28 protein-coding genes and 1 pseudogene are annotated in these 25,331 nt (G+C 71.9%); 19 read left to right on the forward strand and 10 right to left on the reverse strand.

The genetic code is table 11. The features are described from left to right. Window positions 1-31 precede the first annotated feature (31 nt). The 3 genes from ACGF2Y_RS28940 (at window position 32) to ACGF2Y_RS28950 (ending at window position 1,626) form a co-directional block, all read left to right on the forward strand. Window positions 32-871: a sulfurtransferase gene (locus ACGF2Y_RS28940; protein WP_392953361.1), complete on the forward strand. Its 840-nt coding sequence runs from the start codon at window positions 32-34 to the stop codon at window positions 869-871. A gap of 102 nt (window positions 872-973) precedes the next feature. Next, window positions 974-1,261: a DUF1416 domain-containing protein gene (locus ACGF2Y_RS28945; protein ID WP_003968135.1), complete on the forward strand. Its 288-nt coding sequence runs from the start codon at window positions 974-976 to the stop codon at window positions 1,259-1,261. 110 nt (window positions 1,262-1,371) lie between these two features. Further along, window positions 1,372-1,626, forward strand: a complete 255-nt coding sequence (locus ACGF2Y_RS28950; protein ID WP_392953364.1) for a DUF3099 domain-containing protein — start codon at window positions 1,372-1,374, stop codon at window positions 1,624-1,626. A gap of 79 nt (window positions 1,627-1,705) precedes the next feature. Here the strand turns inward: ACGF2Y_RS28950 and ACGF2Y_RS28955 are convergent, their stop codons facing one another. Continuing rightward, window positions 1,706-2,041 (reverse strand): zinc ribbon domain-containing protein, encoded by a 336-nt coding sequence (locus ACGF2Y_RS28955; protein ID WP_392953366.1) that lies wholly within the window; start codon window positions 2,039-2,041, stop codon window positions 1,706-1,708. Beyond that, window positions 2,038-2,955, reverse strand: a complete 918-nt coding sequence (locus tag ACGF2Y_RS28960) for a transposase (RefSeq protein WP_392953369.1) — start codon at window positions 2,953-2,955, stop codon at window positions 2,038-2,040. Before ACGF2Y_RS28960 ends, ACGF2Y_RS28955 begins: the two co-directional genes overlap by 4 nt. 32 nt (window positions 2,956-2,987) lie before the next feature. Between ACGF2Y_RS28960 and tnpA the strand changes: the two genes are divergently transcribed. Beyond that, window positions 2,988-3,416 (forward strand): IS200/IS605 family transposase, encoded by a 429-nt coding sequence (gene tnpA / locus ACGF2Y_RS28965; RefSeq protein WP_392953371.1) that lies wholly within the window; start codon window positions 2,988-2,990, stop codon window positions 3,414-3,416. Between the two features lie 187 nt (window positions 3,417-3,603). Here tnpA and ACGF2Y_RS28970 read toward each other — a convergent pair whose 3' ends face one another. Next, window positions 3,604-3,966: a DsrE family protein gene (locus ACGF2Y_RS28970; RefSeq protein ID WP_047177393.1), complete on the reverse strand. Its 363-nt coding sequence runs from the start codon at window positions 3,964-3,966 to the stop codon at window positions 3,604-3,606. Between the two features lie 174 nt (window positions 3,967-4,140). On the opposite strand from ACGF2Y_RS28970, the gene ACGF2Y_RS28975 reads away from it, so the two are divergent. From ACGF2Y_RS28975 to ACGF2Y_RS29000, 6 genes are all read left to right on the forward strand, one after another. Continuing rightward, a complete protein-coding gene (locus ACGF2Y_RS28975; protein ID WP_392953375.1) occupies window positions 4,141-4,938 on the forward strand; it encodes a hypothetical protein in 798 nt (265 codons plus the stop codon). Continuing rightward, complete coding sequence (locus ACGF2Y_RS28980) at window positions 4,935-5,762, forward strand: hypothetical protein (RefSeq protein ID WP_392953377.1); 828 nt, start codon at window positions 4,935-4,937, stop codon at window positions 5,760-5,762. The genes ACGF2Y_RS28975 and ACGF2Y_RS28980 overlap by 4 nt, the downstream gene beginning before the upstream one ends. Continuing rightward, window positions 5,759-6,673, forward strand: coding sequence for a hypothetical protein (locus ACGF2Y_RS28985; RefSeq protein WP_392953380.1), 915 nt, complete (start codon window positions 5,759-5,761; stop codon window positions 6,671-6,673). Before ACGF2Y_RS28980 ends, ACGF2Y_RS28985 begins: the two co-directional genes overlap by 4 nt. A 282-nt stretch (window positions 6,674-6,955) precedes the next feature. Next, on the forward strand, window positions 6,956-7,528 hold the full coding sequence (locus ACGF2Y_RS28990) for an FABP family protein (RefSeq protein ID WP_392953383.1): 573 nt from the start codon (window positions 6,956-6,958) through the stop codon (window positions 7,526-7,528). Between the two features lie 57 nt (window positions 7,529-7,585). Then, a complete protein-coding gene (locus tag ACGF2Y_RS28995; RefSeq protein ID WP_392953385.1) occupies window positions 7,586-8,131 on the forward strand; it encodes a Fur family transcriptional regulator in 546 nt (181 codons plus the stop codon). Between the two features lie 9 nt (window positions 8,132-8,140). Beyond that, a complete protein-coding gene (locus tag ACGF2Y_RS29000; protein ID WP_392953387.1) occupies window positions 8,141-9,106 on the forward strand; it encodes a YgfZ/GcvT domain-containing protein in 966 nt (321 codons plus the stop codon). Between the two features lie 69 nt (window positions 9,107-9,175). Here ACGF2Y_RS29000 and dtd read toward each other — a convergent pair whose 3' ends face one another. Beyond that, window positions 9,176-9,625, reverse strand: a complete 450-nt coding sequence (gene dtd, locus ACGF2Y_RS29005; protein ID WP_392953390.1) for a D-aminoacyl-tRNA deacylase — start codon at window positions 9,623-9,625, stop codon at window positions 9,176-9,178. 115 nt (window positions 9,626-9,740) lie between these two features. On the opposite strand from dtd, the gene ACGF2Y_RS29010 reads away from it, so the two are divergent. From ACGF2Y_RS29010 to ACGF2Y_RS29020, 3 genes are read left to right on the forward strand one after another with little or no spacing between them, the layout of a single operon-like run. After that, the gene (locus tag ACGF2Y_RS29010) at window positions 9,741-10,457 is read left to right on the forward strand and encodes an ABC transporter substrate-binding protein (RefSeq protein ID WP_392953393.1); all 717 of its coding nucleotides are present in this window, start codon (window positions 9,741-9,743) and stop codon (window positions 10,455-10,457) included. A gap of 50 nt (window positions 10,458-10,507) precedes the next feature. After that, complete coding sequence (locus tag ACGF2Y_RS29015; protein ID WP_392953396.1) at window positions 10,508-11,506, forward strand: asparaginase; 999 nt, start codon at window positions 10,508-10,510, stop codon at window positions 11,504-11,506. Window positions 11,507-11,530: 24 nt separating this feature from the next. Further along, window positions 11,531-12,781, forward strand: a complete 1,251-nt coding sequence (locus tag ACGF2Y_RS29020) for a GNAT family N-acetyltransferase (protein WP_392953399.1) — start codon at window positions 11,531-11,533, stop codon at window positions 12,779-12,781. Between the two features lie 54 nt (window positions 12,782-12,835). Here the strand turns inward: ACGF2Y_RS29020 and ACGF2Y_RS29025 are convergent, their stop codons facing one another. Next, entirely contained in the window at window positions 12,836-13,672 is an 837-nt protein-coding gene (locus ACGF2Y_RS29025) for an ABC transporter permease (protein WP_392953402.1), read from the reverse strand. Continuing rightward, complete coding sequence (locus ACGF2Y_RS29030; protein ID WP_392953405.1) at window positions 13,665-14,789, reverse strand: ATP-binding cassette domain-containing protein; 1,125 nt, start codon at window positions 14,787-14,789, stop codon at window positions 13,665-13,667. The genes ACGF2Y_RS29025 and ACGF2Y_RS29030 overlap by 8 nt, the downstream gene beginning before the upstream one ends. A 143-nt stretch (window positions 14,790-14,932) precedes the next feature. Here ACGF2Y_RS29030 and ACGF2Y_RS29035 point away from each other — a divergent pair, with 143 nt between their 5' ends. Further along, window positions 14,933-15,736, forward strand: coding sequence for a TetR/AcrR family transcriptional regulator C-terminal domain-containing protein (locus ACGF2Y_RS29035; RefSeq protein WP_392953408.1), 804 nt, complete (start codon window positions 14,933-14,935; stop codon window positions 15,734-15,736). A gap of 25 nt (window positions 15,737-15,761) precedes the next feature. Continuing rightward, window positions 15,762-16,544 carry a TetR/AcrR family transcriptional regulator gene (locus ACGF2Y_RS29040; protein WP_392953410.1) on the forward strand — a complete coding sequence of 261 codons (783 nt, stop codon included), beginning with the start codon at window positions 15,762-15,764 and terminating at the stop codon, window positions 16,542-16,544. A gap of 191 nt (window positions 16,545-16,735) precedes the next feature. Here the strand turns inward: ACGF2Y_RS29040 and ACGF2Y_RS29045 are convergent. From ACGF2Y_RS29045 to ACGF2Y_RS29055, 3 genes and pseudogenes are all read right to left on the reverse strand, one after another. Further along, window positions 16,736-17,538, reverse strand: a pseudogene (locus tag ACGF2Y_RS29045) (phosphotransferase). Next, window positions 17,535-18,269 carry an HAD-IA family hydrolase gene (locus ACGF2Y_RS29050; RefSeq protein ID WP_392953413.1) on the reverse strand — a complete coding sequence of 245 codons (735 nt, stop codon included), beginning with the start codon at window positions 18,267-18,269 and terminating at the stop codon, window positions 17,535-17,537. The pseudogene ACGF2Y_RS29045 and the gene ACGF2Y_RS29050 overlap by 4 nt, the downstream one beginning before the upstream one ends. A gap of 308 nt (window positions 18,270-18,577) precedes the next feature. Further along, on the reverse strand, window positions 18,578-19,525 hold the full coding sequence (locus ACGF2Y_RS29055) for a LysR family transcriptional regulator (RefSeq protein WP_392953415.1): 948 nt from the start codon (window positions 19,523-19,525) through the stop codon (window positions 18,578-18,580). 157 nt (window positions 19,526-19,682) lie between these two features. On the opposite strand from ACGF2Y_RS29055, the gene ACGF2Y_RS29060 reads away from it, so the two are divergent. Together ACGF2Y_RS29060 and ACGF2Y_RS29065 are read left to right on the forward strand one after the other, a co-directional pair. Further along, window positions 19,683-20,576, forward strand: a complete 894-nt coding sequence (locus ACGF2Y_RS29060) for a reductase (protein ID WP_392953417.1) — start codon at window positions 19,683-19,685, stop codon at window positions 20,574-20,576. A 113-nt stretch (window positions 20,577-20,689) separates the two neighbouring features. Beyond that, window positions 20,690-21,541, forward strand: coding sequence for an aldo/keto reductase (locus tag ACGF2Y_RS29065; protein ID WP_392953419.1), 852 nt, complete (start codon window positions 20,690-20,692; stop codon window positions 21,539-21,541). 209 nt (window positions 21,542-21,750) lie between these two features. Here the strand turns inward: ACGF2Y_RS29065 and ACGF2Y_RS29070 are convergent, their stop codons facing one another. Further along, a complete protein-coding gene (locus ACGF2Y_RS29070) occupies window positions 21,751-22,605 on the reverse strand; it encodes an alpha/beta fold hydrolase (protein WP_392953422.1) in 855 nt (284 codons plus the stop codon). 164 nt (window positions 22,606-22,769) lie between these two features. Between ACGF2Y_RS29070 and ACGF2Y_RS29075 the strand changes: the two genes are divergently transcribed. After that, window positions 22,770-23,585, forward strand: a complete 816-nt coding sequence (locus ACGF2Y_RS29075; RefSeq protein WP_392953425.1) for a DUF4253 domain-containing protein — start codon at window positions 22,770-22,772, stop codon at window positions 23,583-23,585. Between the two features lie 388 nt (window positions 23,586-23,973). Continuing rightward, entirely contained in the window at window positions 23,974-25,152 is a 1,179-nt protein-coding gene (locus tag ACGF2Y_RS29080) for an alpha/beta fold hydrolase (RefSeq protein ID WP_392953428.1), read from the forward strand. The last annotated feature ends 179 nt before the right edge of the window (window positions 25,153-25,331 follow it).

Genomic DNA, 25,331 nt, shown 5'->3' on the forward strand with positions numbered 1-25,331 from the left:
ACCGCCGCAGACTGCCCCGGAGGAGAACAACATGAGCCGCAGCGACGTCCTGGTAGACGCCGACTGGGTCGAGGCCCACATCGAGGACCCGCAGGTCGCCATCGTCGAGGTGGACGAGGACACCTCGGCGTACGAGAAGAACCACATCACGAACGCGATCCGGATCGACTGGACCAAGGACCTCCAGGACCCGGTCCGCCGCGACTTCGTCGACCAGGCCGGCTTCGAGAAGCTGCTCAGCGAGAAGGGCATCGGCAACGACACGCTGGTCGTCCTCTACGGCGGCAACAACAACTGGTTCGCCTCCTACGCCTACTGGTACTTCAAGCTGTACGGCCACGAGAACGTGAAGCTCCTCGACGGCGGCCGCAAGAAGTGGGAACTCGACTCCCGCGACCTGACCGACGTCGTCCCGAAGCGTCCGGCCACCCAGTACACGGCCAAGCCGCAGGACGAGTCGATCCGCGCCTACCGCGACGACGTCGTCAAGGCCATCGGCAGCCAGAACCTGGTCGACGTGCGCTCCCCCGACGAGTTCAGCGGCAAGCTGCTCGCCCCGGCCCACCTCCCGCAGGAGCAGTCGCAGCGCCCCGGCCACGTGCCGAGCGCCCGCAACATCCCGTGGTCGAAGAACGCCAACGACGACGGCACCTTCAAGTCGGACGACGAGCTCAAGGCCCTCTACGAGGCCGAGCAGGTCGACCTTGCGAAGGACACCATCGCCTACTGCCGCATCGGTGAGCGCTCCGCGCTCACCTGGTTCGTGCTCCACGAGCTGCTCGGCCAGGAGAACGTCAAGAACTACGACGGTTCCTGGACCGAGTACGGCTCCCTCGTCGGCGTGCCGATCGAGCTCGGCGCCAACAAGTAGCGCCCCTCGGCAGTCCTGCCCGACCCGGCAGTCCTGCCCGACCGACCCGACCGACCCGACCGACCCGACCGACCCGCACGAACCGACCAGAAGGACAGAACCATGTGTGGAGCACAGGCCGGTGGCCCCGACGCTTCGACGATCAAGCCCGGTGAGACCACCATCCAGGGCAGCGTGACCCGCGACGGCGAGCCCGTCACCGGTTACGTACGGCTGCTGGACTCGACCGGCGAGTTCACCGCCGAGGTCCCGACCTCGGCGACCGGACAGTTCCGCTTCTACGCGGCCGAGGGCACCTGGACGCTCCGTGCCCTGGTTCCGGGCGGCAGCGCCGACCGCACGGTCGTCGCGCAGACCGGCGGTCTCTCCGAGGTCGCCATCGCCGTCTGACCCACGGCACACAGAACGGCCGGAGGGCCGCACCCCAGGGGGTTGGACGCCACCTGACGCGGGGTGCGGCCCTTCGTGCCGTCCGGCGCCCGGAGTCCTACGCTGGAAGCATGTACGCCCGACGAAGGCGGAACTATTTGCTCATGATGGGCGGATGCGTGGCGCTCTTCGTGTCCGCCTGGGCCGTGGTGCGCCTGTGGTCCATGCCGGTCGCCATCGGCATGTGCGGGGTCGCCATGGTGATCCCGCCGATCGCCGCGATGGTCGCCAACCTGCGTGGCCCGGAGGACCGTTGGTGGGACGACCCCAGCGGGGACCCGAAGTCCGACGAGTGGTGGGACGAGCTGGACGGCAAGAAGCGCTAGTCAACTACACGGTCGTGAACGACCGGGTTTGCGGCTCGGGTCATCACTGGCTGTGATGGGTCCTGGCTGCGTCCGGCTCTCACGCGATGAGCGTGAGGGCTGGGGCCGTTGACCGGGCCCCGCGAACCCACGCCATCCACCCTCTTCGGGCGATGTTGTGGGACGAATTGTGGTCCGCGTGCTCAACGAAGCCGCAGACCTTGCACGCGAAGCGGGCCTGGGAGGGCCGGTTGGAGCGTGCGGTGTGGTGGCACTGGGAGCATTCCTGGCTGGTGTACGCCGCATCGACGTGGATCACCGGCACTCCGGCCTTCTTCGCCTTGTAGGCGATGAAGGAGCCGAGCTGGGCGAAGGGCCAGGAGTGGAGCGTGGTGCGTTGGGGCTTTCTCAGCCGTGCCCTTCCCCAAGCTCTCAACTGCGTTCGAGCAGGGGAGACCCCATTCGGATGCCCGTCAGTTCTTCCAGGGCGATCCCACGTCCGGTGCTCCCCCAAGCTCTCAACTCCGTTCGAGCAGGGAGGTGCCCCCCTGCCTCCGCCACGATCCGCTTGCTGATCTTGTGGTTAATGTCCTTGTTGCGGCGGGCTTCCCTGCCCGCGTACTTCTTCGCCCGCCGCTTCGCGGACTTCGTGCCCTTCTTCTGCAGCTTGGACCGCAGCGCCCGGTCGTTTTCGCGCTTCCGGTTGATCCGACGCCCGGAGTAGCGCTCGCCGTCGGAGGTGGCCGCGATGTTCACGATCCCCAGGTCGACCCCGACGAGGCCCACCGGGTGAACATTCAGGGTCTTCTCCGGGATCTCACAGGTCGCGATCAGGAACCACTTCCCGCCCTGGAGGACCAGGTCGGACTCCCCCTGACGGCGCCCGGCCAGCACGGCCAACTGTTCGGCCTGCCCGGTGAACGCCACGCCCTTCAGCCGGCCCGCCGTGGTCCAGATCGACACGGTACGGATCTGGTGCTGCCAGGACAGCATCCGGTCGTCGTACGGCTGGGCCGCCTCCGGCCGGAAGACCACCGGCTTGCCCGAGGCACGGGTGTGGCGCTTGGTACCGGGCCGCCCGTACCGCCCGCCACGGAGGTTGGCCTTCAAGGTGGTGTAGGCGTCACACGCCTTCTTGATCGCGTGCTGAGCGGCCTGCGCGCCAAGATCCCACCGCTCCCTGATCTCGGTGTAGGTGTGCTTGCGCAGGCCCAGCGGGCGGCGTGCGCCCTTCTCGAAGGCGACCCGGGCGGCCCAGGTCGCGGCCTCGTTGCAGGCGTGCAGGGTCGCCTCAAGTGCGGCCGCCTGTACGGGCGTCGGCAGCAGCTTGACCCGCACCACCAGCTTCATGACGGCGAGGCTAACACTCCTACAATCAGTCCATGTCACCTCGATGGGAACCAAACCCCGATCTGAGGAGGGGCAGAACAGTTGTCCACACCCTCCACGCGCATTTGGTCTTCACCCCGAAGTGCCGGCGCGGACCTTTCACCGACGAGATCCTCGTCCGCTGCGAGGAGGTCATGCGGGACGTCTGTGCAGACTTCGGCGCTGAACTGACCGAGTTCAACGGCGAAACCGACCACGTCCATCTCCTCATCCACTACCCACCCAAGGTGGCCCTGTCTCGACTGGTCGGTTCCCTCAAGGGCGTCTCCGCCCGCCGCCTGCGCCAGGAGTTCCCCACCCACATCCGCAAGTACCTCTGGGGCGACCATTTCTGGTCACCCTCCTACTTCGCCGCGTCCGCCGGAGGAGCGCCCCTCAAGGTCATCAAGGAGTACATCGAGAATCAGAAGCGCCTCGACTGAGCCAGGGAGCCGTGCCCGGCCCCGCCAGGACAAGCAGCCCGACGCTGCGCGCCGAACCTGTTCACTGGCTCCACCGGTCACGACACCGCGATGCTCCGCGCCGCAACCCCGAGATGCGATTCCTCCCAGGGCTGAAGCCCCAGGGTTCCTCGAAAGAATCCGCTGAAGCGGCGGGGCCCCGGCCGGATCAGTAGACGAGCGCCTGGGCGCCGTCCGCCATGGCCTCCTGCACGAAGACCTGCGCGCCCGCGATGCGTACACCCTCCAGCACGTCCTTCTCGGTGATGTCGCGCCGGGCCGCGCACTGGGTGCACAGGGTGATCCGGCCGCCCGCCAGGATCGAGTCCAGCAGGTCGGGCAGCGGGGCGGCGTGCGGCAGTTCGAACTCGGCGGCCCGGCCCGGCAGCGCGAACCACGAGGACTCCCCGGTCAGCCAGAGCGAGACCTCGACACCGCTGGCGACGCCCACGGCCGCCACGGTGAAGGCCTGCGAGCAGCGCTCGGCGGCCTCGGGTCCGGCGGTCACCTTGATCACAAGCTTCTTCGGCATATGCCGAACTGTAATCGTCCGGAGGGCAACCTCCTTGCTGACCTGGGGGTCACTTGTGCGCGCAGGTAAGGGAACCTGCGCTTCAGGTCTCTTGGGGGATCCCTTTTGGAACCGAACGACACCATTCCTGCCGCGCCGGAAGGGTCCGCACCCACGCCGGCGGGGCCCGCACCCGTGTCGGCCCCGCCGGCCGAGCCGCTCGCCCCGCCCGCCGCGTCCGGTGCGCCCGTACGCCGCCGGCCGCGCGGCCGTACGACGCTGATCATCACGGCGGCGGCGCTGCTCGGGATCTCGGGCGGGGCCGCCGTCGGCTACGGCGTCCAGGCGGAGCGGGCGCCGACGCCGCTGGCCGCCCTGTCGCAGCCCGGCCTCGGCTACCCGGCGAAGCCGTTGGCCGCCGACCGGGCCCCGGCCCCGCTGCCCGCCGCCCAGGACCGTCAGGTCAGGACGGACGGCGACCTGCGCAAGCTGCTCATCGACCGGCCCAAGGGCGCGAAGAAGACGCTCACCGACGTTCTGGGCTCCGGCGACGGCTGGGAGACGATCGGCCAGTACGCCGAGAACTACTACGAAGAGCCGCACTTCATGTTCCAGTCGCTGGCCGATGCGGGACTGCGCCGGGTCGCCTCGGCCTCGTGGAGGCAGGGGGAGTACCGGGAGACCTTTGTCCAGCTGGTCCAGTACCGGTCCGGCGACAGGCTCGGCGCGGCGGAGCAATTCGACGACCAGATGATGTGCATGCCGTGGGACAAGGAGGGCTCGGGCAGCTCGGGGGACGCGATCAAGGGCAGCCGGGAGGGCCGTTACTTCCTCTACCCGGTCGAGCGGGAGGCGGGATTCCTCCCGTCCTACCAGGCCAGGGCCCTGGCCGTGCGCGGAGACATCATGTTCGACATCAACATCTTCGACACCGTCCCGATCAGCAAGAAGGACATCCGGACGCTGGCCGAACGACAGCTGGAGCGGCTGTGAACGACGACGACACGCATCCCGTGACCGAGCCGGCCGCGCCCGCCGTCCCGACGCCCGCCGTCCCCACGCCCGCTTCCGGCCGGGTGCGCAGGGTGCGCCGGGTGGTGCTGACCGCGCTGCCCGTCGGTCTGGTGCTCGCGGCGATCGGCGGCGCGGCCGGATACGTCAACGCCACGGTGGACACCGCCGACCGGAAGGTCACGACGACCATCTGGGACAAGGACCACGCCCCCTCCGGCAAGGACACGGCGGGCGCGCCGTTCCAGGGCCGCCACGACACCGAGCTGACCAAGCTTCTGCTGCCGGTCCCCAAGGGGTACCGGCTCGGCCCGGACATCGGCGAACTCGGCAACGACAACGAGACCAGCGGAGCGAAGGCCACCGCGGCGATGAAGGAGATGGGGCGCGGACTGGCGGGCAAGGACCGCCGCGAGCTGAACAAGTTCGTCGAGAAGCTCCGTATCCAGGGCATCGCGCAGCGCTCGTACACCTCGGACGCGAACGACCTCGTCGTGAACGTCCAGGTCGTGAAGATGCGGGACAAGCGGGCCGTGCGCGATACGTACCTGGACCGCAAGAAGCTGCTGGACTCCTTCGACGACTTCCGCAAGGGCCCGTCGGTCGACGGCCACAAGAACGTCACCTGCTACCGGCTGCCCAAGGGCGACAAGAAGACCCTCGACGGCGTCAGCTGCGTCGCCTACGACGGCGAGGTCTCGGTGACCGTCGAAGCCAACGGCAGCAAGCCGTTCAGCCCGTCCGACGTCGGGGACCTGGTGAAGGACCAGCTCGACCACATCGTGTCCCCGGGGGAGTACATATGAGCGAGCAGACGGCGAATCCCGAGGCGGTGGCGACTCCCGCCATGCCCGAGGCCACGCCCGAGGCCATGCCCGAGGCCATGCCCGAGGCCACGCCCGAGTTTCCGCCCGCGGCCCCGCCCGTGCCGCCCGGTGAGGCCGCCGCGCCGCCGAAGCCGCCCCGGCGGGTCCTGCGCGCCGTGGCACGGTGGACGGCCGCCGCGCTGGCGTTCGGGGTGCTCGGTACCGGTACGGCGTACGGGATCGCCTCCCTGGAGCGGACCGACGTCCCCGGGCTCGCCACCGAGGGCGACGGCCGCTGGGACTACCCGGAGCTGTCCCTGCCCGCGCTCCCGGCGGGTTCGCCCCGGCCGTTCGGCCCCGGCAACCCGGCCGAGATCCACCACGCCGACCTGCGCGACCTGCTGCTGCCGGCCCCCGCCGGAGCCGTGCCGGACAAGAAGCTGACCGGCGGCTGGATCTCCACGGAGACGTTCCTCGACGCCTACCGGCCGCAGAACCGGAAGCAGGTGTCCCAGCTCATCGCCGACGCCGCTCCGCGTCACATCGCGGCCCGCGGCTGGACCATGCCGGACGGCACGGTGTCCCGGATCTACCTGGTGCGGTTCAACTCGACGGCGTTCGCGAGCCGCATGCTCGACGACCTGAACGTCGGCGCTTCGGCCGGTACGCCGCTGGACCGTACGGACACCATGGAGATCGACGACAGCTGGGGTTCGGCCAACGACATCGAGAACCTCTCCTCGTTCGTCTTCGCCGAGCAGGCGCCCTTCGGGGCCGAGCACGTCCGGCAGGCGTACACCCTGGCGGGGGACACGGTCGCCCTCGTCGTGCACGAGCGCGCCGGGAAGCGGGAGACGGACCACGTCCCCTTCCAGCAGACGCTGATCCTGCAGAACCAGCTGCTCGCCTGAGACCCCCGGCGGCGGCGCCCGGCCGACACCTGGACGCGAAGGCCGGGTCCCCACCCATTAGGCTGGGGACCCGGCCCTGTACTGCCGCCATCCGCTCGTCACGAGGAGCCCCCTGTGCTTGAGGCATTCTTCTCCGCCCTGCTGATCCTGGTCTGCGTGGGCGTCACCGCCTTCGCCGCGCTCACCGTGAAGAAGCTGTACCAGGGCCAGCGCTGACCCTCGTCGCACCCGGTCCGCACCCGGACCGTTCCGTCCCTCCCTCACAGATCGTCTGAGCCGCTCATGATCGAGATTCCGTCCGACCTCCACCCGGACCTCGTCCCGCTGGCCTTCCTCCTCGGCAACTGGGCGGGCGCGGGCGTGTCCGACTTCCCCGGCGCCGAGAAGTGCAACTTCGGCCAGGAAGTCACCTTCAGCCACGACGGCCGTGACTTCCTGGAGTACGTCTCCCGCACCTGGGTCCTGGACGAAGAGGGCAAGCAGGTCCGGCCGCTGGAGACGGAGTCCGGCTACTGGCGCATCGACAAGGACCGCAAGGTCGAGGTCGTCATGGCCCGCGACCAGGGCGTCATCGAGATCTGGTACGGCGAGCTGGCCGACCAGAAGCCGCAGATCGACCTGGTCACCGACGCGGTGGCCCGTACGGCGGCCTCCGGCCCGTACAGCGGCGGCAAGCGGCTCTACGGGTACGTCAAGAGCGACCTCATGTGGGTCGGCGAGAAGGCCACCCCCGAGGTCGAGCTGCGCCCGTACATGTCGGCGCACCTGAAGAAGGTCGTCACCCCGGAAGAGGTCGCCGAGATGGCGCGGAACCTCGAAGACATGCCGGACGACGGCATCGCGTTCTTCAAGTAGGAGCCCGTCCCGGACGAGCACCACCGGCAGGTGCTCACCCCGCTCTACACTGGGCCTGTGGTGAGCACCGACTGGAAGACCGATCTTCGGCAGCGCGGCTACCGGCTGACGCCCCAGCGCCAGCTCGTCCTGGAGGCGGTCGACGCCCTGGAGCACGCGACGCCGGACGACATCCTGTGCGAGGTGCGCAGGACCGCCTCCGGCGTGAACATCTCCACGGTGTACCGGACCCTGGAGCTCCTGGAGGAGCTCGGTCTGGTCAGCCACGCCCATCTGGGGCACGGCGCCCCGACGTACCACCTGGCCGACCGGCACCACCACATCCACCTCGTCTGCCGGGACTGCGCCGACGTCATCGAGGCCGATCTCTCCGTCGTCGCCGAGTTCACCGAGAGGCTGCGCGCCGATTTCGGCTTCGAGACGGACATGAAGCACTTCGCGATCTTCGGCCGCTGCGCGGACTGCACCGCCGCAGGGGCTGTTACGGGGACCGCTACAGGGACCGCCGCAGGGGCCGCTACCGGGGCCGCCGACGGGGCCGGGGGCGGTGCCGCCGGCCCCGGTGGGAACACGCCAGCGAAGGACGCGCCCGCCAAGTCGTAGGCTGGGCGCATGAAGAGCCCCCTGCTGTCCCTGCCCGGCGCCGTTCCCGCCGAAGGCCGCGACGAAGGTGTCGCCGCGCACTATGGCGACCTGTTCCGCGAGCAACGCGCCCTCGCCGACGGCAACGGCCTCGTCGACCTCTCCCACCGGGGGGTCGTCGCCGTCACCGGCGGCGACCGGCTGGCCTGGCTGCACCTGCTGCTCACCCAGCACGTCAGCGACCTCGCCCCGCATCAGGCCACCGAGGCACTCATCCTCTCCGCCAACGGGCACATCGAGCACGCGATGTATCTGGTGGACGACGGTACGACGGTGTGGATGCACGTCGAACCGGACACCCAGGACGACCTGATCGCCTACTTGGAGTCGATGAAGTTCTTCTACCGGGTCGAGGTCGCCGACCGCACCGGGGACATCGGGGTCGTCCACCTCCCGGCCGGCTCCATCGCGGAGGTCCCCGACGGGGTGGCCGTACGGGAGACCCCGCAGGGCCGGGACCTGTTCCTGCCGCGCCCGGACCTGGAGGCGTACGCCGCCGCCAACGGGCCCGTCGCCGGAATCCTGGCGTACGAGGCGCTGCGCGTCGAGGGGCACCGGCCGCGCGTCGGCTTCGAGACCGACCACCGCACCATCCCGCACGAGCTGGGCTGGATCGGCACCGCCGTCCACCTCCAGAAGGGCTGCTACCGGGGCCAGGAGACCGTGGCCCGCGTCCACAACCTGGGGAAGCCGCCGCGCCGGCTCGTCTTCCTGCACCTGGACGGCAGCGAGGTGCACCTGCCCGGACACGGGACGCCGGTGCGGCTGGCCGCCGACGGCCAGGAGGGCCGCCAGCTCGGCTTCATCACCACCTCGGCCCGCCACCACGAGCTGGGCCCGATCGCCCTGGCCCTGGTCAAGCGGAACGTGGCCGTCGACGCGGAGCTGATCGCCGGGGACACGGCGGCCGCCCAGGAGACGGTCGTCGAGCCGTAGGAACCCCGTTCCGGGGGCCTACGGCTACGCCTCTCGCGGCGTACGGCTACACGCCTTCGCCGCGTACGGCTACACGTCGATGATCACCGTGAACGGGCCGTGATTCGTGAGCGAGACCCTCATGTCCGCTCCGAACCGGCCCGTCTCCACCTGTGCCCCCAGCGCCCGCAGCCGCGCCACGACCTCGTCCACCAGCGGCTCGGCGACCTCGCCCGGCGCGGCGGCGTTCCAGGTGGGCCGGCGGCCCTTGCGGGCGTCCCCGTAGAGAGTGAACTGAGAAATCACCAGGAGGGGTGCATCCACGTCCGAACAGGACTTCTCGCCCTCCAGGATGCGCACCGACCAGAGCTTGCGGGCCAGCTGCGCCGCCTTCTCCGGGGTGTCGTCATGGGTGACCCCGACCAGCACACACAGGCCCTCGCCGACGATCTCCCCGACGACTCCGGGGGCCGAGGGGTCTTCCGTCGCACCGGCGACGGAGACGCTCGCGCCGTCCACTCTCTGTACCACTGCACGCATACAGACCAACCTATCTTGGGCTGAACGGGTACAGAGCACCTGCATCGGCACGGTGGGGAGTGGCACGATGCACGATGTCGGTGTGCCGACGCAACGGTCGAGGGGACGGAACAGCATGAGTACCTATGGAGCCGGACAATCTCCCGGTGCCGTACCGGGCGCACGTCACCGCACCAGCACCCTGCGGTCACCCGTACAGCGCAGTCTGCCAGGGCAGGGTCCCGTACCCCTGCCGCCGCCCGCCCAGGGACCCGTGTCCGCACCTGTGTCCGGCCCCGCGTCGGGCCCCGTGTCCGGCTCCGCGTCCGGATCCGTCACCGTGCCCGGACAGGCGGGCGGCGACGCGGGCTTCGGCGGGCTGCGGCTGCCGGAGCTGCGGACGCTGCGCCGGGACGCCCAGCGCGACGAGGCCGATATCGGTTACGTACGCCGGCTGGTGCAGGGCCGGATCGACATCCTGCGCGCCGAACTGGCCCGCCGCCGGGACCCGGAGGCGCCGGTGGAGGACGCGGCGGTGGTGAGCCGGCTCTCGGAGATCCTGGCCGACACCCCGTCCCGGCACCGCTCCTCCGCCCGGCACGTCACGCTGCGGACGCCGCGCGGAGACGAGTTCCGGCAGCTCGCCGCCGAGACCCTCGCCGAGGTCGAACTGTCCGATCTGGACGCCCGGACGGACGAGGAGCTGCACACGGCGATGGGGCGGCTCGTCCGCTACGAACAGCAGGTCTCCCGCCGCCGTCACGAGCTCCAGCGAACCGCCGACGATTGCAGCGCGGAAATCGCCCGCAGGTACCGTGACGGGGAAGCACAAGTGGACGACCTGCTCGCCTGAAGCGATCCTTCCGGGCGCGGGTCCCGCACCCCCGTCCCCGGAAGGCCACCATGACGTCCATCGACGCCCCGTCCGCCATATCCCCCTCTCCGCTCCCCGCACCGATTCCCGCCCCGCCCGTCCTGGCCGAGGTCGTGCGCTCCGGGTTCACGGAGGGTCACCACCGGGGGTCGCTGGTCCTGCTGGCCGCCGACGGCAGCGTGGAGCGCGCGATCGGCGATCCGGCGGCGCCGGTCTTCCCCCGGTCCTCCAACAAGCCGATGCAGGCCGCCGCGATCCTGCGGGCCGGCCTCGACCTGTCGGGCGAACGGCTGGCGCTCGCCGCCGCGAGCCACTCCGGGGAGCCGTTCCACCTCGACCTCGTACGGAAGATGCTCGCCGAGCACGGACTGAGCACCGCCGACCTCCGGACCCCGCCGGACCTGCCGCTGGACCCGGTGGAGGCGGAGACCTACCTCGCCGCCGGGAACGTCCGCGAGCGGCTCACGATGAACTGCTCCGGCAAGCACGCGGCCATGCTCGCCGTCTGCGTCCGCAACGGCTGGGACACCGCGACCTACCTCGACCCCGCCCACCCGCTCCAGCAGCTCGTCGGCCGGGTCGTCGCCGAGGCGGCGGGCGAGCCCGTCGCGGCGCTCGGCACGGACGGCTGCGGGGCCCCGCTGATGGCGATCGGGCTGACCGGCCTGGCCCGCGCCTTCCGGTCCTTCGTGCTGGCGGAGCCCGGGAGCGCGGAGCGCCGGGTCGCGGACGCGATGCGCGCCCATCCGGAGTACGTCGCCGGCACCCGGCGTCCGGACACCTGGCTGATGAGCGAGGTGCCCGGGACGCTCTCCAAGATGGGCGCCGAGGCGGTCCAGGCGGTGGCCCTGGCCGACGGCCGGGCCCTCGCCTTCAAGATCGACGACGGGTCCGTCCGGGCGCTCGGCCCGGTGCTGGCCCGCGCCCTGGAACTGCTGGGTGTGGACGCCCCGGTGGTCGCCCGGATCGGACGCGCGCCGCTGCTCGGCGGGGCGGCGGAGGTCGGCGAAATTCGCGCGACATTCTGAGATGTGCGTGCCTAGCGTGGGGGGATGAGCCTCGATGTCCGTACCGTCACCGCGTCCGAGATCCCTGACTGGATGAGGGCGGTGGGGACCGGATTCCTGACGCCGGGCACACCGAGCGAGGAGCTGGTCGCGGACCGGTCCGCCGACGCCGATCTCTCCCGTGTGCAGGGCACGTTCGAGGCCGGGCGCTGCGTGGCGACGTTCCGTTCGTTCGCCCAGGAGCTGACCGTCGTGGGCGGGGCCACCGTGCGGGCCGACGCGATCAGCGGGGTGACGGTGACACCCACGCACCGCCGGCGCGGACTGCTCAGCCGGATGATGGCGACGGACCTGGCGGCGGCCAAGGAGCGCGGCGAGCCGGTCGCCTCGCTGATCGCCGCCGAGTACCCGATCTACGGGCGGTACGGCTTCGGCCCCGCCGCCTGGACCGCCGAGTGGGAGGTCTCCGTGCACCGGGCGGGCCTCGACCCGCGCCGCTCCGGGCAGCCGGCGGGCGGCGGGCGCGTCGAGATGGTGGACGGCGCCGACGTCCGCAAGGCCGGCCCCGAGGTGCATGGGGCGCTGGCGGCCCGGCAGCCCGGCATCGTCACCCGCAGTGAGCGCTGGTGGCGGCAGCGCACGGGGATCGCGCCCCGCCCGGACCACGAGAAGTGGACCGAGCCCTTCTACGTGGTGCACCGCGCCGCCGACGGCACGGTCGACGGCCTGATGGTGTACGGCGCGGACGACAAGTGGGGCGACGCCGGGCAGCCGCTGAACACCGCCTCCGTACGGGACATGATCGCGCTGAACCCGGCGGCCGAGCGGGCCCTGTGGCACTACGTCTGCTCGATCGACTGGATCAGCACGGTCCGCTCCGGCCACCGCGCCCCCGACGACCTGCTCCCGCTGCTGCTCCCCGACCCGCGCGCGGCCCGGATGATCACGAACGTGGACTGGCTGTGGCTGCGGATGCTGGACGTGCCGCGCGCCCTGGAGGCCCGGACGTACGGCAGCGAGGCGTCGCTCGTCCTGGACGTCCGGGACGACGCGGGGCTGGCCGGGGGCCGCTTCCTGCTGGACGCCTCGCCCTCCGGTGCGCGCTGCACCCCGACCACGCGGAGCGCCGATCTGGCCCTGGGGGTGGCGGAGTTGTCCACGCTGTATCTGGGCGACGAGTCCGTGCGGCGGCTGGTGGACCTGGGCCGGGCCGAGGAGCTGCGGGCGGGTGCGGCGACGACGGCGGACGCGGTGTTCCGTACGGGGCGGCGGCCGTGGTGCCCGGACGTGTTCTGAGCCCTGCTTGTGGGCGGTCCGGGCTTGAGTCCCGGCCGCCGGTGGTCCGGGCGGTCAGCGCGTCCGGATCCGGAACAGCGTTCCCGAGGCGCCGATCGCCACGGTCAGCAGCCCGGCGGCCCAGGCGAGCGCGATCCAGGGGGTGTTGCCCACCTCCTGGCCGAGCAGCAGCCCGCGCAGGGACTCGATGGCCGGGGTGATCGGCTGGTGGTCGGCGAAGCCGTGCAGCCAGTCCGGCATCTTTTCGGTCGGGACGAACGCGCTGCTCGGGTAGGGCAGGAACGACATGAAGAACGTGAAGCCGCTCGCCGCCTCCGGGGTCCGGGCCAGCAGTCCGATCGCCGCCGAGATCCAGGACAGGGCCACGATGTAGGCCACCAGCACGACGGCCACCAGGAGCCAGCCGCTCCAGGTGGGGGCGGGGCGGAAGCCGATCAGCAGCGCGACGCCGAAGACCAGGGCGGTGGCGCAGAGATTGCGGACGGTGCTCGCCGCCACCTGCCCGGCGAGCACCGGCGTACCGCCCACGTCCAGGGAGCGGAAGCGGTCGATGATGCCGCCCTTCATGTCCTCGCTGACGGCGGTGGCGGTGGTCGCGGCGCCGAAACCGGCGGACAGGAGCAGGACGCCCGGGACGACGTACATGACGTACGAGTCGTAGTCCGAGCCGGTGTCGATCGCGCCGCCGAAGAAGTAGACGAAGATCAGCATCAGCATGATCGGCAGGGCCAGGGACGTGATCAGCGCGTCGGTGTTGCGGCGGCTGATGCGCAGGGACCGGCCGGCCATGACGGCGGTGTGGGTGAGCGGACCGGGCCCGCGGCCGGGGGCCTCGGCGGTTCCGCCGGTGGGCCGGGCCGGGATTCTGCGCTGTAAGGCGGTGTCAGACATGGGCGGATGCCTCCGGGGCCCTGGGCGTGGGCGCGTTCGAGGGTGCGTTTGAGGGCGTGGGCGGGCTCGTGGGTGCGGGCGGGCTTGCGGGTGTGGGCGTGTTCGCGTTCGGGGGCGGGCTTGCGGGCATGGGCGGGCTTGCGGTCAGGTCCAGGAAGACGTCGTCGAGGGTCGCGCTGTGCAGGCTGAAGCGTTCGATCTCCTGGCCCGCCGGGTCGATCTCGTCGAGCAGGGCCCGCACCTGGGCCGCCGAGCCGCCGGTGGGGATGCCGAGGGTCAGGGTCGCGGGGGAGTGGTGGACGGCCCGCCCGGCCAGCCGGAGGTAGGCCTCGCTGCTGGTGAGGACCAGGTCGAGGCGGTGTCCGCCGACGCGGGACTTGAGGTCGGCGGTGGTGCCCTCGGCGGCGATCCGGCCCCGGTGCAGCAGGGCGATCCGGTCGGCGAGGCGGTCGGCCTCCTCCAGGTACTGGGTGGTGAGCAGGACGGTCGCCCCGCGTTCGGCCAGCCCCCGGACGACCTCCCAGAGCTCCTGCCGGCTGCGCGGGTCGAGGCCGGCGGTCGGCTCGTCGAGGAAGAACACCCCGGGCTCCGGTGAGCCGACGAGCCCGGCGGCCAGATCGAGGCGGCGGCGCATACCGCCGGAGTACGTCCGGACGGGGCGGCGGGCGGCCTCGGTGAGGTCGAAGCGTTCCAGCAGCTCCGCCGCCCGGCGCCGGGCGGCGGCCCGGGACTGCCCGGTGAGCCGGGCCATCATCCGCAGGTTCTCCTCGCCGGTCTGGGTCTCGTCCACGGCGGCGAACTGGCCGGTGAGGCTGATGGAGCGGCGCACCGCGCTCCGCTCGGCGACGACGTCGTACCCCGCGACGCGGGCGGTGCCGGAGTCGGCCTCGGTGAGCGTCGCGAGGATCCGCACGGTGGTGGTCTTGCCGGCCCCGTTCGGCCCGAGCAGGGCGAAGACGGTGCCGCGCCCGACCCGGAGATCGATGCCGTCGAGGACCCGGACGGCGGGCTTTCCGTAGGACTTGGTGAGGCCGTGGGCCTCGATGGTGCGGGCGGCGTCGCCGCTTTCGGCGCCGGGGGTGATTCCCCTGGGGGTGATTCCGGTCGGGCCGGTCATGTCGAACCCCTTTCTGCGTATGCCATACGCGTTACTGCGTAAGCATTACGCATCTCTAGGATGGGGTCAAGGCGCACGGGGGCGCGGGGGCATGACGGCGGCATGACGGCGGCGTGGCTGAGATGCCGGGCGAAGGGGATGCGGTGACGGAGAAGAGCGGTTCGGGCGGCGGCGACCTGCCGGCCAGCCTGGAGGCGGCCTGGGGGCTGCGGGACCGCCCGGCCAAGGGCCCGAAGCCCGGCCTGAGCCTGGAGCGGATCGTGGCCGCGGCGGTGGGCGTCGCGTCGGCCGACGGGCTCGCGGCCGTGTCCATGGGCCGGATCGCCCAGGAACTCGGCGCGTCCACGATGTCCCTGTACCGGTACGTCTCCGCCAAGGACGAGCTGTACGTCCTGATGCAGGAGGCGGCCGTCGGTCCGCCGGAGCCGCTGTCCGCCCTGGCGGCCGGTGCGGGCTGGCGGGCGGCGCTCGTCGAGTGGGCGTCCGCGCAGCGCGAGCGTTACCGCGCCAACCTCTGGGCGCTCCGGATCCCCATCGGCGGCCCGCCCGCGACACCCCATTCGCTCGCCTGGTGGGAGCAGGGGCTCCAGGCGCTGGAGGGCAGCGGACTCGGCGAGGGTGACAAGACCTCGGTGGTCCTGCTGGTCTCCAACTTCGTCCGCAGCGAGGCGCTGATGATGAGCGATCTGGCGACCGCCGCCACCGCGCGCGGGGTGACGCCCGAGGAGCTGTCGGCGTCCCACGAACGCACGCTCAAGCGGCTCGTCGACCCCGAGCGGCACCCCGGGATCACCCGGCAGCTGGAGACCGGGGTCATGAGCGGATCCGACGACCCGGAGTACGAGTTCGTTTTCGGCATGGGGGTGCTGCTGGACGGGGTGGAGGCGCTGGTCCGGAGGACGGCCGACGCCTCCCGCGACCCGGGCGGCGAGGCCAAATCCGCTTGAGGTCAAGGGCGTACGCTTCATGGTCATGAGCGGAGAGAAGCCCGGGGGCGAGTCCGGGAACCAGCCTGGGAGCGAATCCGGGAGCCGGCCTGGGAGTCAGCCAGGGGGCGAGCCCGGGAACGGCACTTACGGGCAGAGCACCGGCCACGGCCGCGCGTGGCCGCGTCCCCAGGCGCCGGCACCGGCGTCGGCGCCGGTCGGTCTGCGGGAGCGCAAGAAGCAGCTGACCTATCAGGCGGTCTCCGACGCCGCCATCGCGATGTTCCTGGAGCGCGGCTTCGACAAGGTGTCCGTGGCGGAGGTGGCGGCCGCGGCGGACATCTCCAAGCCGACACTGTTCCGGTACTTCCCCGCCAAGGAGGACCTGGTGCTGCACCGGTTCGCCGACCACGAGGACGAGCCCGCCCGGGTGGTCGCCGCACGGCCCTCCGGCGACAGCCCGCTGGACGCCCTGCGCCGCCACTTCCTCGACGGCCTCGACCGGCGCGACCCGGTGACCGGCCTGTGCGACGGGCCCGAAGTGCTGGCGTTCCTCCGCCTGTTGTACGGAACGCCGTCGCTGGTGGCCCGGATGTACGCCTACCAGGGCCGCTCCGAGGCGGCCCTCGCCCGTGCCCTCGGCGGCGGGGCGCCCGAACGGCTCGCGGCCGGGCAGATCGTCGCCGTCCTGCGGATCCTGGCCCTGGACAACTGGCGGCGGATCGACGCGGGGGAGAGCGCGGACCGGGTCTACGCGGGCGCGGTGCAGGAGGCCGAGCAGGCGTTCGTCCAGCTGCGGACGGGCCTGGAACCCCAGCCGCGCGGCTGAGGAGGCGTGGGGCGATCCTGCGGCCGGGGCTCCGGCTCTGGCGGCAGGGGCTCCGACTCTGGTGGCAGGGCCTCGGTTCCTGCGGCTTGGCCCCGGCTCCTGCTGCAGGGCCCCGGCTCCGGCAGCTTCGGCCCCGACCGGTTCGCGGTGGTCAGCCGGCGAGCAGGGCGGCGGTCGGCGCAGGGCGGTGGTCAGCCGGCGAGCAGGGCGGCGGTCAGGGCGTGGCGGTGGTCCACCAGCCAGGTCTGGTGCCGGTCCCACTCCGCCCGCCCGCTCTCCTCGTACGCCGCTGTGTACGCCGCGTCCCCCGTTCCACCCGCCGCTCGACGAACGCCCGGCACACCGCGGTGGCCCGCTCGATCACCCGGGGCAGGGCGGCCCGGCCCGCGCGCCCCAGTCCGTAACCGTCGGCCAGGACGCGCAGGCGGTGCGGCGGGTCGAGACCGGCACGGCCCCGCATCGGCACCCAATAGCGCGCCGCCATGGCCACGTCCCACATCGGGCGGCCGGGCGCGGCCAGGTCGAAGTCGATGAGGGCCGCGGCGCGACCGCCCCGGAACACCACGTTCTCCAGGCACGCGTCGTTGTGGCAGACGACCGCGTCGGGAGCCGTCGCCCCCTCCGGGTCGGCCAGGCCGGCGGGCCAGTCGGCCGTACGGTCGAACGGAACGGCCGCCGTCGCGTCGTGCATCCGCCGGAGCAGCGCCCCCACGGAGTGCAGGGCCTCGTCCGTCCAGACCCAGGGCGGATGCGGGGCGACGGCGACCTCGCCGGGGACGTACGAGAGCCGCTCGCGGTGCCCGGCGGCGGAGACCCCCAGAGGTACGGGCAGCCCGTCGAACCCCTGCCCCCGGAGGGCCCGGAGGTGCGCGTGCAGACCGGCGACGTGCGGTGGGGCGGGGCGTTCGACGGCGTCGCCGTGGCGCAGGACGGCCCCGGCGTTGGCCAGTCCGCCGGACAGCACCTCCGGTTCGCGGTCCGCGGCGCCCCTCACCGGCGCGCCCCGGCCTGCTCCGCGCACGGCCCCAACGCCCGCCGCAGATCGGCCGGTTCGCGGTAGAGGACACCGGTCATGCCGAGGGCGACGGCCGCGTCGACGTTCTCCTGCCGGTCGTCCACGAACAGGCACCGCGTCAGCGGTACGCCCGCCCGGTCGGCAGCGTTGCGGTAGATGGCCGGGTCGGGCTTGGCCACCTGCTCCACCGCGCTGCTCACGACCGCGTCGGCCAGCCGGGTCAGGCCCAACAGGGCGAGGTCGGACTCCAGTTGGAGGGTGGCGTTGGTCACGAGCAGCAGGGGGACATGGGTCCTGGCCCGGCGCAGCAGGGACACCACCTCCTCGTCGGCCCGGAACGGCGCGTCCGCGAGGGCCCGGCCCAGCTCGCGGGCCCGGTCCGCGCCCACCCGCTCCGTGAGCCCCGCGGCGATGGACTCCACCCAGGCTTCCGGGGTGATCCGGCCCAGGAGCAGCGGGAGATCGACCTCGGGCGCGTAGGCGACGTCCGTCGTGGTGCCCTCCGGCAGTCCGGCGGCCCGTTCCAGAGCGGCGAGCGGGGCGGTGTCGTAATAGCGGATGACGTTGTCGAGATCGCACAGTACGGCGTCGAAGGCGCGGCCGACGGGGGCGGGCGCGAGGGCGGGTGAGGTGATCGGGGCGGGTGAGGCGGTGGGGCCGGGCGAGGTGAGAGGGGTGCGGTCGTCGCCCGGGGCGTATCGCGTGCTCATGCCTGGTCTCCTACGACGGCTTTCGATGCGGGGCTGCGGGGCTGCGGGGCTGCGGGGCTGCGGTGGTGTGGCGGTGCGTGGTGACCATAAGTGGCCGCCGGACCCGTTCATGGCCGACAACAGCCGACCACAGCGCCCGCAGCCGACCCTGCCGCCGACCACAGCTGCCCCTGCCGGACGGCCTGCGGGACATCACGTGCCGTGCCGCCGGGCCCTCGGGAGATGGTCGTCCGGTCAGCGACCGGCCCAGGTCACCGGCCCGCCTCGCTCTCGGCCGCCAGGCGGTTGGCCCGGCGTCCTGGGCCGAGTTACGCCCCTGGCTGCCGCGCGGCCCCGGCGGGCTCCTGCGCCTCGCCGAGGATCCGGGACGCCAGCTCCTCGGCCAGGCGGGCGGTGGGGCCGCGGCGGCGGCGGGAGAGGGCCAGACCCAGGTGGCGGTGCGGGCTCGGACCGGCCAGCGGGAAGGCGATCAGGTCCGGGTCCCGGGTCAGGCCGATCTCGGGAATCAGCGCGATGCCGACGCCGGCCCGTACGAGCGACTGGGCGAAGCCGTAATCCGTCGCCGTGCACGAGATCCGCAGTTCGACGCCGGCCAGTGCGGCGTACCCGGCGAGCTGGGCGGCCGACTTGCGGCAGCCCAGGATCCAGCGCAGGCCGGCGAGTTCGGCCAGATGCGGCGGCTCCGGCCGCTCCAGGTAGCGCGCCGCGTCCGGGTGGCCGCGGGGCAGGACGACCCGCAGCGGGTCCGTGCCGAGGGGCGTCCAGTCCAGGCCGGAACGGTCGCCGGGCCGGGCGGGCGGCGGGCCGTCGAAGTGGTAGGCGAGGGCGAGATCGGCCCGCCCCTCCCGGACGCCGGGCAGGCTCTCCTCCGGCTCCGCCTCCAGGATCGTCAGCTCCACCTCCGGGTGTTCGGCGACGAAGCCGGAGAGTGCGGCGGGCAGCAGCCGGCGGCCGCCGCTGGCGAACGTGGCGACGGTGAGGGCGGTCCGCTCGGCGGCCAGCCGGTCGATGCGCTGCTGGGTGTCGGACAGTTCGGCGGCGATCGAGTCCGCCGCCTCCACCAGCAGGCGGCCCGCGTCGGTCAGCGTGACGCCCCGGGTGGAGCGTTCGGCCACGGGCGCGCCGAGGCCACGCTCCAGGGCGGCGATCTGCTGCGAGACGGCCGAGGGCGTGCAGTGCAGTGCGAGGGCTGCCCGGTTGAAGCTGCCGTGCCGGGCGACCTCGCGCAGGACGGCCAGCCGCTGAACATCGATCAACAGTTCTCCTCATGACGTGGTGCCTCGATCGACACTACCGCCGATGACCGGAGCTGAGCAGACTGGATGTGGAAGACGGCAGGACGGCAGGACGGCGCGTGAAGTCGTGAAGTCGTGAAGTTGTGATGCGTGAAGACATGTGGGAAAGGGGCGCGGCATGGACGTGTGCGTGATCGGAGGAAGCCGCCACTTCGGGCGTCGGCTGATCGGGGAACTACGGGACGCGGGGGCCGTGGTGACCGTCGTGAACCGGGGGTCGACGCCGGCCCCGGAAGGCGTGACCCACCTGCTCGCCGACCGCGACGACGAGGCCGCGCTGCGTACCGTGCTCGGCGGCCGGCGCTTCGATGCCGTGGTCGACCAGGTCTGCTACTCGCCGCTCCAGGCGGCCGTCGCCGCCCGGGTCTTCGCCGGCCGGACCCGGCGCTATGTGCTGACCTCCACGGTCGAGGTCTACGCCGAGCTCGGCAGGCCGGGCGGACCGGCCGTCCCGGAGGAGGCGGTCGACCCATCGGCCGGGTCGTTCGACCTGGAGCTCCCGTGGGCGGACGGGCCGTTCCTGGAGGACCACTACGGCGAGGGCAAACGCCAGGCGGAGGCGCTGCTCACGCGGGAGGCGTCGTTCGACGTCGCCGTGGTCCGCACGGCGCACGTCCTCGGCGGTGCCGACTTCACCGGGCGGCTCGCGCACTACGTAGAGCGGATCGAGCGGGGCCTGCCGGTGGTGGTCCATCCCGTTCCGCAGCCCGCGTCCTTCGTCCACGAGCCGGAGATCGCCCGCTTCCTGGCATGGACCGCGGCGGCGGACTTCACCGGACCCGTCAATGCGGCCTCCCACGAAGCCCTGGAAGCACGGCAGTTGTGCGCGGCGATCGGCGGGGTGACCGGTGCGGAGCCGAAGCTGACCACTGGGCCGGACGAGCTTCTCTCACCGTTCTCCTTCGACCGCTGCTACGCCATGGACACCGGCCGTGCGTCACGGCTCGGCTTCGGCTTCTCGCCGGTCGCCGACTGGCTGCCGCGCGTGATCAAGGAGGCCCGCGACCGATGAAGACTCCACTGACTCCACCAGCTCCGCCTGCTCCACCAGCTCCGCCTGCTCCACCAGCTCCGCCTGCTCCGCCAACTCCGATGAGGTCCACCGCCGTCCGCACCATCGGCGGCATGGCGGTGGGATCCATCGGCCTCGGAGCGATGCCGCTCTCCGTCGAGGGGCGCCCGCGCGAGGAACAGGCGGTCGCCACGATCCATGCCGCACTCGACGCAGGCGTACGGCTGATCGACACCGCCGACTGCTACCAGTGGCACGCCGACGAACTCGGCCACAACGAACGGCTGGTCGCCCAGGCGCTGGCCGCCTACGGCAGTGGCTCGGCGGAGGTGCTGGTGGCCACCAAGGGCGGCCGCGGCCGGCCCGGCGACGGCTCGTGGACGGTGGACGGCGACCCGCGCCACCTGCGCCGCGCGGCCGAGGCCTCGGCGGTCCGGCTCGGCGTGGAGGCCATCGGCCTCTACCAGCTGCACAAGCCGGATCCGGGCGTCCCCTTCGCCGAGTCGGTCGGCGCACTGCGGGACCTGGCCGACGCCGGCACGATCCGGGCGGCCGGCCTCTCCAACGTGGACCGTGAGCAGATCCGTACGGCGTACGAGATCCTCGGCCCCCGCCTGGTCTCGGTGCAGAACCGCTTCTCCCCGGCGTACCCGTCCAGCCGGGACACCCTCGACCTGTGCACCGAACTCGGCCTGGCCTTCCTGCCGTGGAGCCCGCTCGGCGGGATCTCGCGCAGCGCGGTCGACGCCCCGGGAACCGCCGGACCCGCGCCGGACACGCCGTTCCACGCCCTGGCCCGTACGCGCGGGGTCAGCCCGCAGCAGATCTGCCTCGCCTGGCAGCTGGCCCAGTCGCCGGTCCTGATCCCGATCCCGGGCGCCCGCCGGCCGGCTTCAGCCCGCGACTCGGCCGGGGCGGCCGGGCTCAGGCTGTCGGCGGCGGAGGTGGCGGGGCTCCACCTGTGAACCGCCGATCGCCTGCTGGTACGAAGGACCGCGAGGCCAGACCTCGGTGAGGTCAGACCGAGGGAGGTCTGACCGAGAGAGGCCAGACCAAGAGAGGCCAGATCTCTGATAGGTCAGTGCCTTGATAGGTCAGACCACTGCGAGGTCAGCCCTTATAAGGTCCAGAGCCTTACTGGATCAGGTCCCTATGAAGTCAGGGCTTTACGAGGTCAAGGCCTTACGAGCCCGGCGAGCAGCTCGGCGGCGGGCTTCGGGTGCACGAGCCAGCGCAGATGACTGCCTTCGAGCGTCCGGACCTCGAAGGGGTTGCCGGGTGTGAGCGCGTCGGCCTCGCGGATCATGCGGTCCTGCACGGCGGGCGGAAGGCTGGCATCGGCGGCGAGGCGTACGTAGGTCCGGGGAATCAGGCCCCAGGTCGTGGCCTGGGCCCGGTCGGCGGACGTACCGGTGTCGAGGTTCTCGTCCGGCTGGAAGGTGTTGAGGAAGGTCCGGAACTCGTCATCGGTGAGGTCGGCGGCGAACGCGTGCTTGAACGCGGCGAGGGCCGACGGGGCGGCCGTACGGAAGTTGACCCGGAGCAGACCGAGTTCGGCCGGGTTCCCGACGAGCGCGGCGGCGAAGGCTCCCGCGTCGACGTCGGCCATCTCCGGCTGGGTGTAGTAGTCGCCCACGTTCAGATCCACGGGGCACCAGGCGGAGACGTAGACGAGCCGGTCGATCAGGTCGGGCCGGGCGTTGGCGACGGCGGTGGTCGTGATGCCGCCCCTGCTGTGGCCGACGAGGACGGTGGGCCCGTTCCGCTTGGCCCGTTCGAGGGCTTCGATCACGCGGGCGGCGTTGTCCGCGAGCGTGACTCCCTTGATGCTCCCCGGCTCGGTGGCATGGGCGTCGAGATCCTGGGGAGCTTGGTAGGCCTCGGGGTAGGTCGCCTCGAACCCGTGCCCCGGCAGGTCGACCGCGACCGAGCGGTGCCCGAGCAGGGCGAGTTCGGCCTGCAGCGGCGCGAAGGAGAACGAGTTGGCGAAGGCGCCGTGGACAAGGACGAAGGTCGGCAGATTCTGCATGCCTCAGCCTCCACCAGGATGATCTTCGGAGCAAGATCCAGGGCCGGGGGGCTGGGGCTGGGACCACCCCGGCGGTCGCCCCCGCCCGGGGCGACGACATCAGGCGGCGGCGGGTTCGGGCTGGTGGCCTGCCCGCTCGGGCTCTCTGCCTCTACGGTCAGCACATGGTGATGGACACGAACAACCTGACCCGGCTCGCGACCGACCCGAGCGGCCGGGGCCTCGACCTCAGCCTCCCCGCGGGGAGGCTGCTGAACGAGACGTACCAGGGCACCTGGTCGGAGCCGCTGATGTGGCTGGCCGACGCGCGCGCGGCGCCCGGACAGTGGTCCGCGCAGAGCGCCGCACGCCGGGCGGCGGGCCTGGTGCCGGTGCTGGTGGACGTCGGCGGCCCGTCGGGCGACCCGGAGAGCTGGGACCTGATGTGTGGAAACCTCTCCTATCCAGAGGACTTGGGCGCCGACGAGGTGCTGGCCCGCCTCTGGGAGGAGACCCGGGAGAACCGGGCCGGCGGGGCGGCGGCCCCCTTCGGCGCACCGTGGCCGGGGCTCGCCGGGGCGATGCCGCCCGGCGCCGACCCCGACGCACAGGCGGCCGAGCTGGCCGACGCCCTGACAGGCGGTGGCTCCCGCCTGAAGGAGCCCCGCCTCGCCCTGGTGCCCGCGGACCGCAACGCCGACATACCCGCGGCCATCGGCTGGTCCGGCTCGCTGAACCACGAGGACGACCCCGGAGCCCTCAGCGCCGTCCTGCGCAGTTGGGAGGAGCGCTTCGGCACCCGGATCGTGGCGCTCACCGCGGACCGGCTCGTCCTCTCGGTCGCCGCGCCGCCCATCACCACGGACCAGGCGGAGGCCGTGGCCGCCGAGCACGCCGCTTTCTGCCCGGACGACCTCGCCCGGAGCCGTCACGGTGCGCTGGACGACTACGCCGCCCACGACATCCTCGGGCGGCGCACCTGGGTCCACCACTGGAACTGACGGCCGGAAGCGGGGGAGCCGGGAGCCGTCGCGAAGCCCGCACGCGAAGGCCCGTGGGTACGACGGACGCGCCCCGCTCGGCGGCGTAACCCCGGGTCCGTATGCGAACCGGAACGGCTCGCGTACGGGCTCCCGGTCGGCATGCGGTCATTCCGCTGACGTCGGTCGAGATGAAGAGATCCTGCCCCTGCGGACCAGGAGTCGGAGTCTCCTTCCTTTCCGTGCTCGCGCGGGCTCGGCCGAGCCTTGACCGCCGGTCTGTCGAGCCGTGCCACGTGCGACATCGCCACGCAGGAATCGAGCGTGGCCGGGCCGACGACTTCGTCGAAGCCGCGGTCGGCCGACGATCGCTTGACCTGTACCGAGGTTCAGGGGCGAGGCTTGATGCATGAGTGAGGCAGACGAGCTGTTCGGTATCGCGGAGGTCTCGGCGTGGATCGGTCTGGAGCCCGACACGTTGCGGTACTTCGAACGTCAGGGGGTTGTGCCGTCTCCACGGCGCGACGGTGCGGGGCGTCGCCAGTACACGACGGCCGACGTCGAGCTGATCCGCATGCTGGTTCATCTCCGCGAGACGGGGATGCCGTTGGCCGATATCGCGCAGTTCACAGGTGCCGACGACAAGGTGGCTGATCCGGCCAGGCTCCGGGTGGAGTTGCTGACGGCTCATCGCCGTCGCGTCCAGGACAGGCGCGAGGAGCTGGACCGTGCGCTCGATGTGATCACTCGGAAGATCGCGGACTTCAGTGATCGGATCACGAGTTCGGTGGACCTTCTCGACCGACCGGACTGCACGATTGCCTTCGGTGTCCAGGGTGAGGGGCCACTGCTGTTCCTCGTCGGCGCGCCGGCTGGGCGGGCCGGTTTCGCAGCGCTGGCGCATGAGCTCGCAGGCCGGTTTACCGTCGTCACCCACGATCCTCGTGGTATCGGAGCCAGCCGAGCGGTCCCAGGGATGGCTGCGCCCACGCCCGAGGTCCTTGCCGAGGACCTTGCCGCACTTGTCGACAGGTTCACCGGAGGGCCCGCCCTGTTTGTCGGTACCAGTGGTGGTGCCGTGACGCTGCTGGAGCTGGGCAAGCGGCATCCTGAGGTGGTCGGCCGGGCCGTCCTGCACGAACCGCCCCTGGTGTCCCTCCTGGACGACGCAGACCTGGCGCGCCGAGCCGCAGCAGCGTTCAAAGCCGCGGAGGCTGATCCTCAGCGGGCAGTGCAGGAGTTCTTCGACCTCAGCGGCGCTGCCCATCACACAGGGCCGGATCAGACGCCTCCCGCCCATATGGCGATACCAGGGCTACCGGTCGAGGAACTCGACAAGAACCGCTACTTCCTGGGGCGGATGGCCGGCCCCACGGTCTTCTACGTCCCTGACTTCGAGGCCATCCGTCGCGTTCCGGTGACGCTGTGCGCAGGCTCGCTGAGCCATCACCAGATGGCGCGCCGGGCGACCCAAGAACTCGCCGAACTTCTGGAGCTACCTCTGATCGACATGCCGGGCAACCACCTCGGCGCAAGCGCCGAGCCGGCAGAGTTCGCCCACGCCCTCGGGCTCCTGCTCGAACCCTGAACACATCTCAGTGCCCCTCCTGGGCCGAACGGCCGGCCCAGGAGGGCCTTGCCGTGTCGCACCGCAACGCCCCACTGATGTGAAGTCGGGACCTGTCCCCGAGTGGTGGACACCTCTGAGCCCGGCCCCGGCAGGGGCCGGGGAGGAGGGATCTCTTATGGTGATGAAGGTCTACTCGC

Source organism: Streptomyces sp. NPDC048142, from assembly GCF_043202835.1.
Lineage (GTDB): Bacteria > Actinomycetota > Actinomycetes > Streptomycetales > Streptomycetaceae > Streptomyces.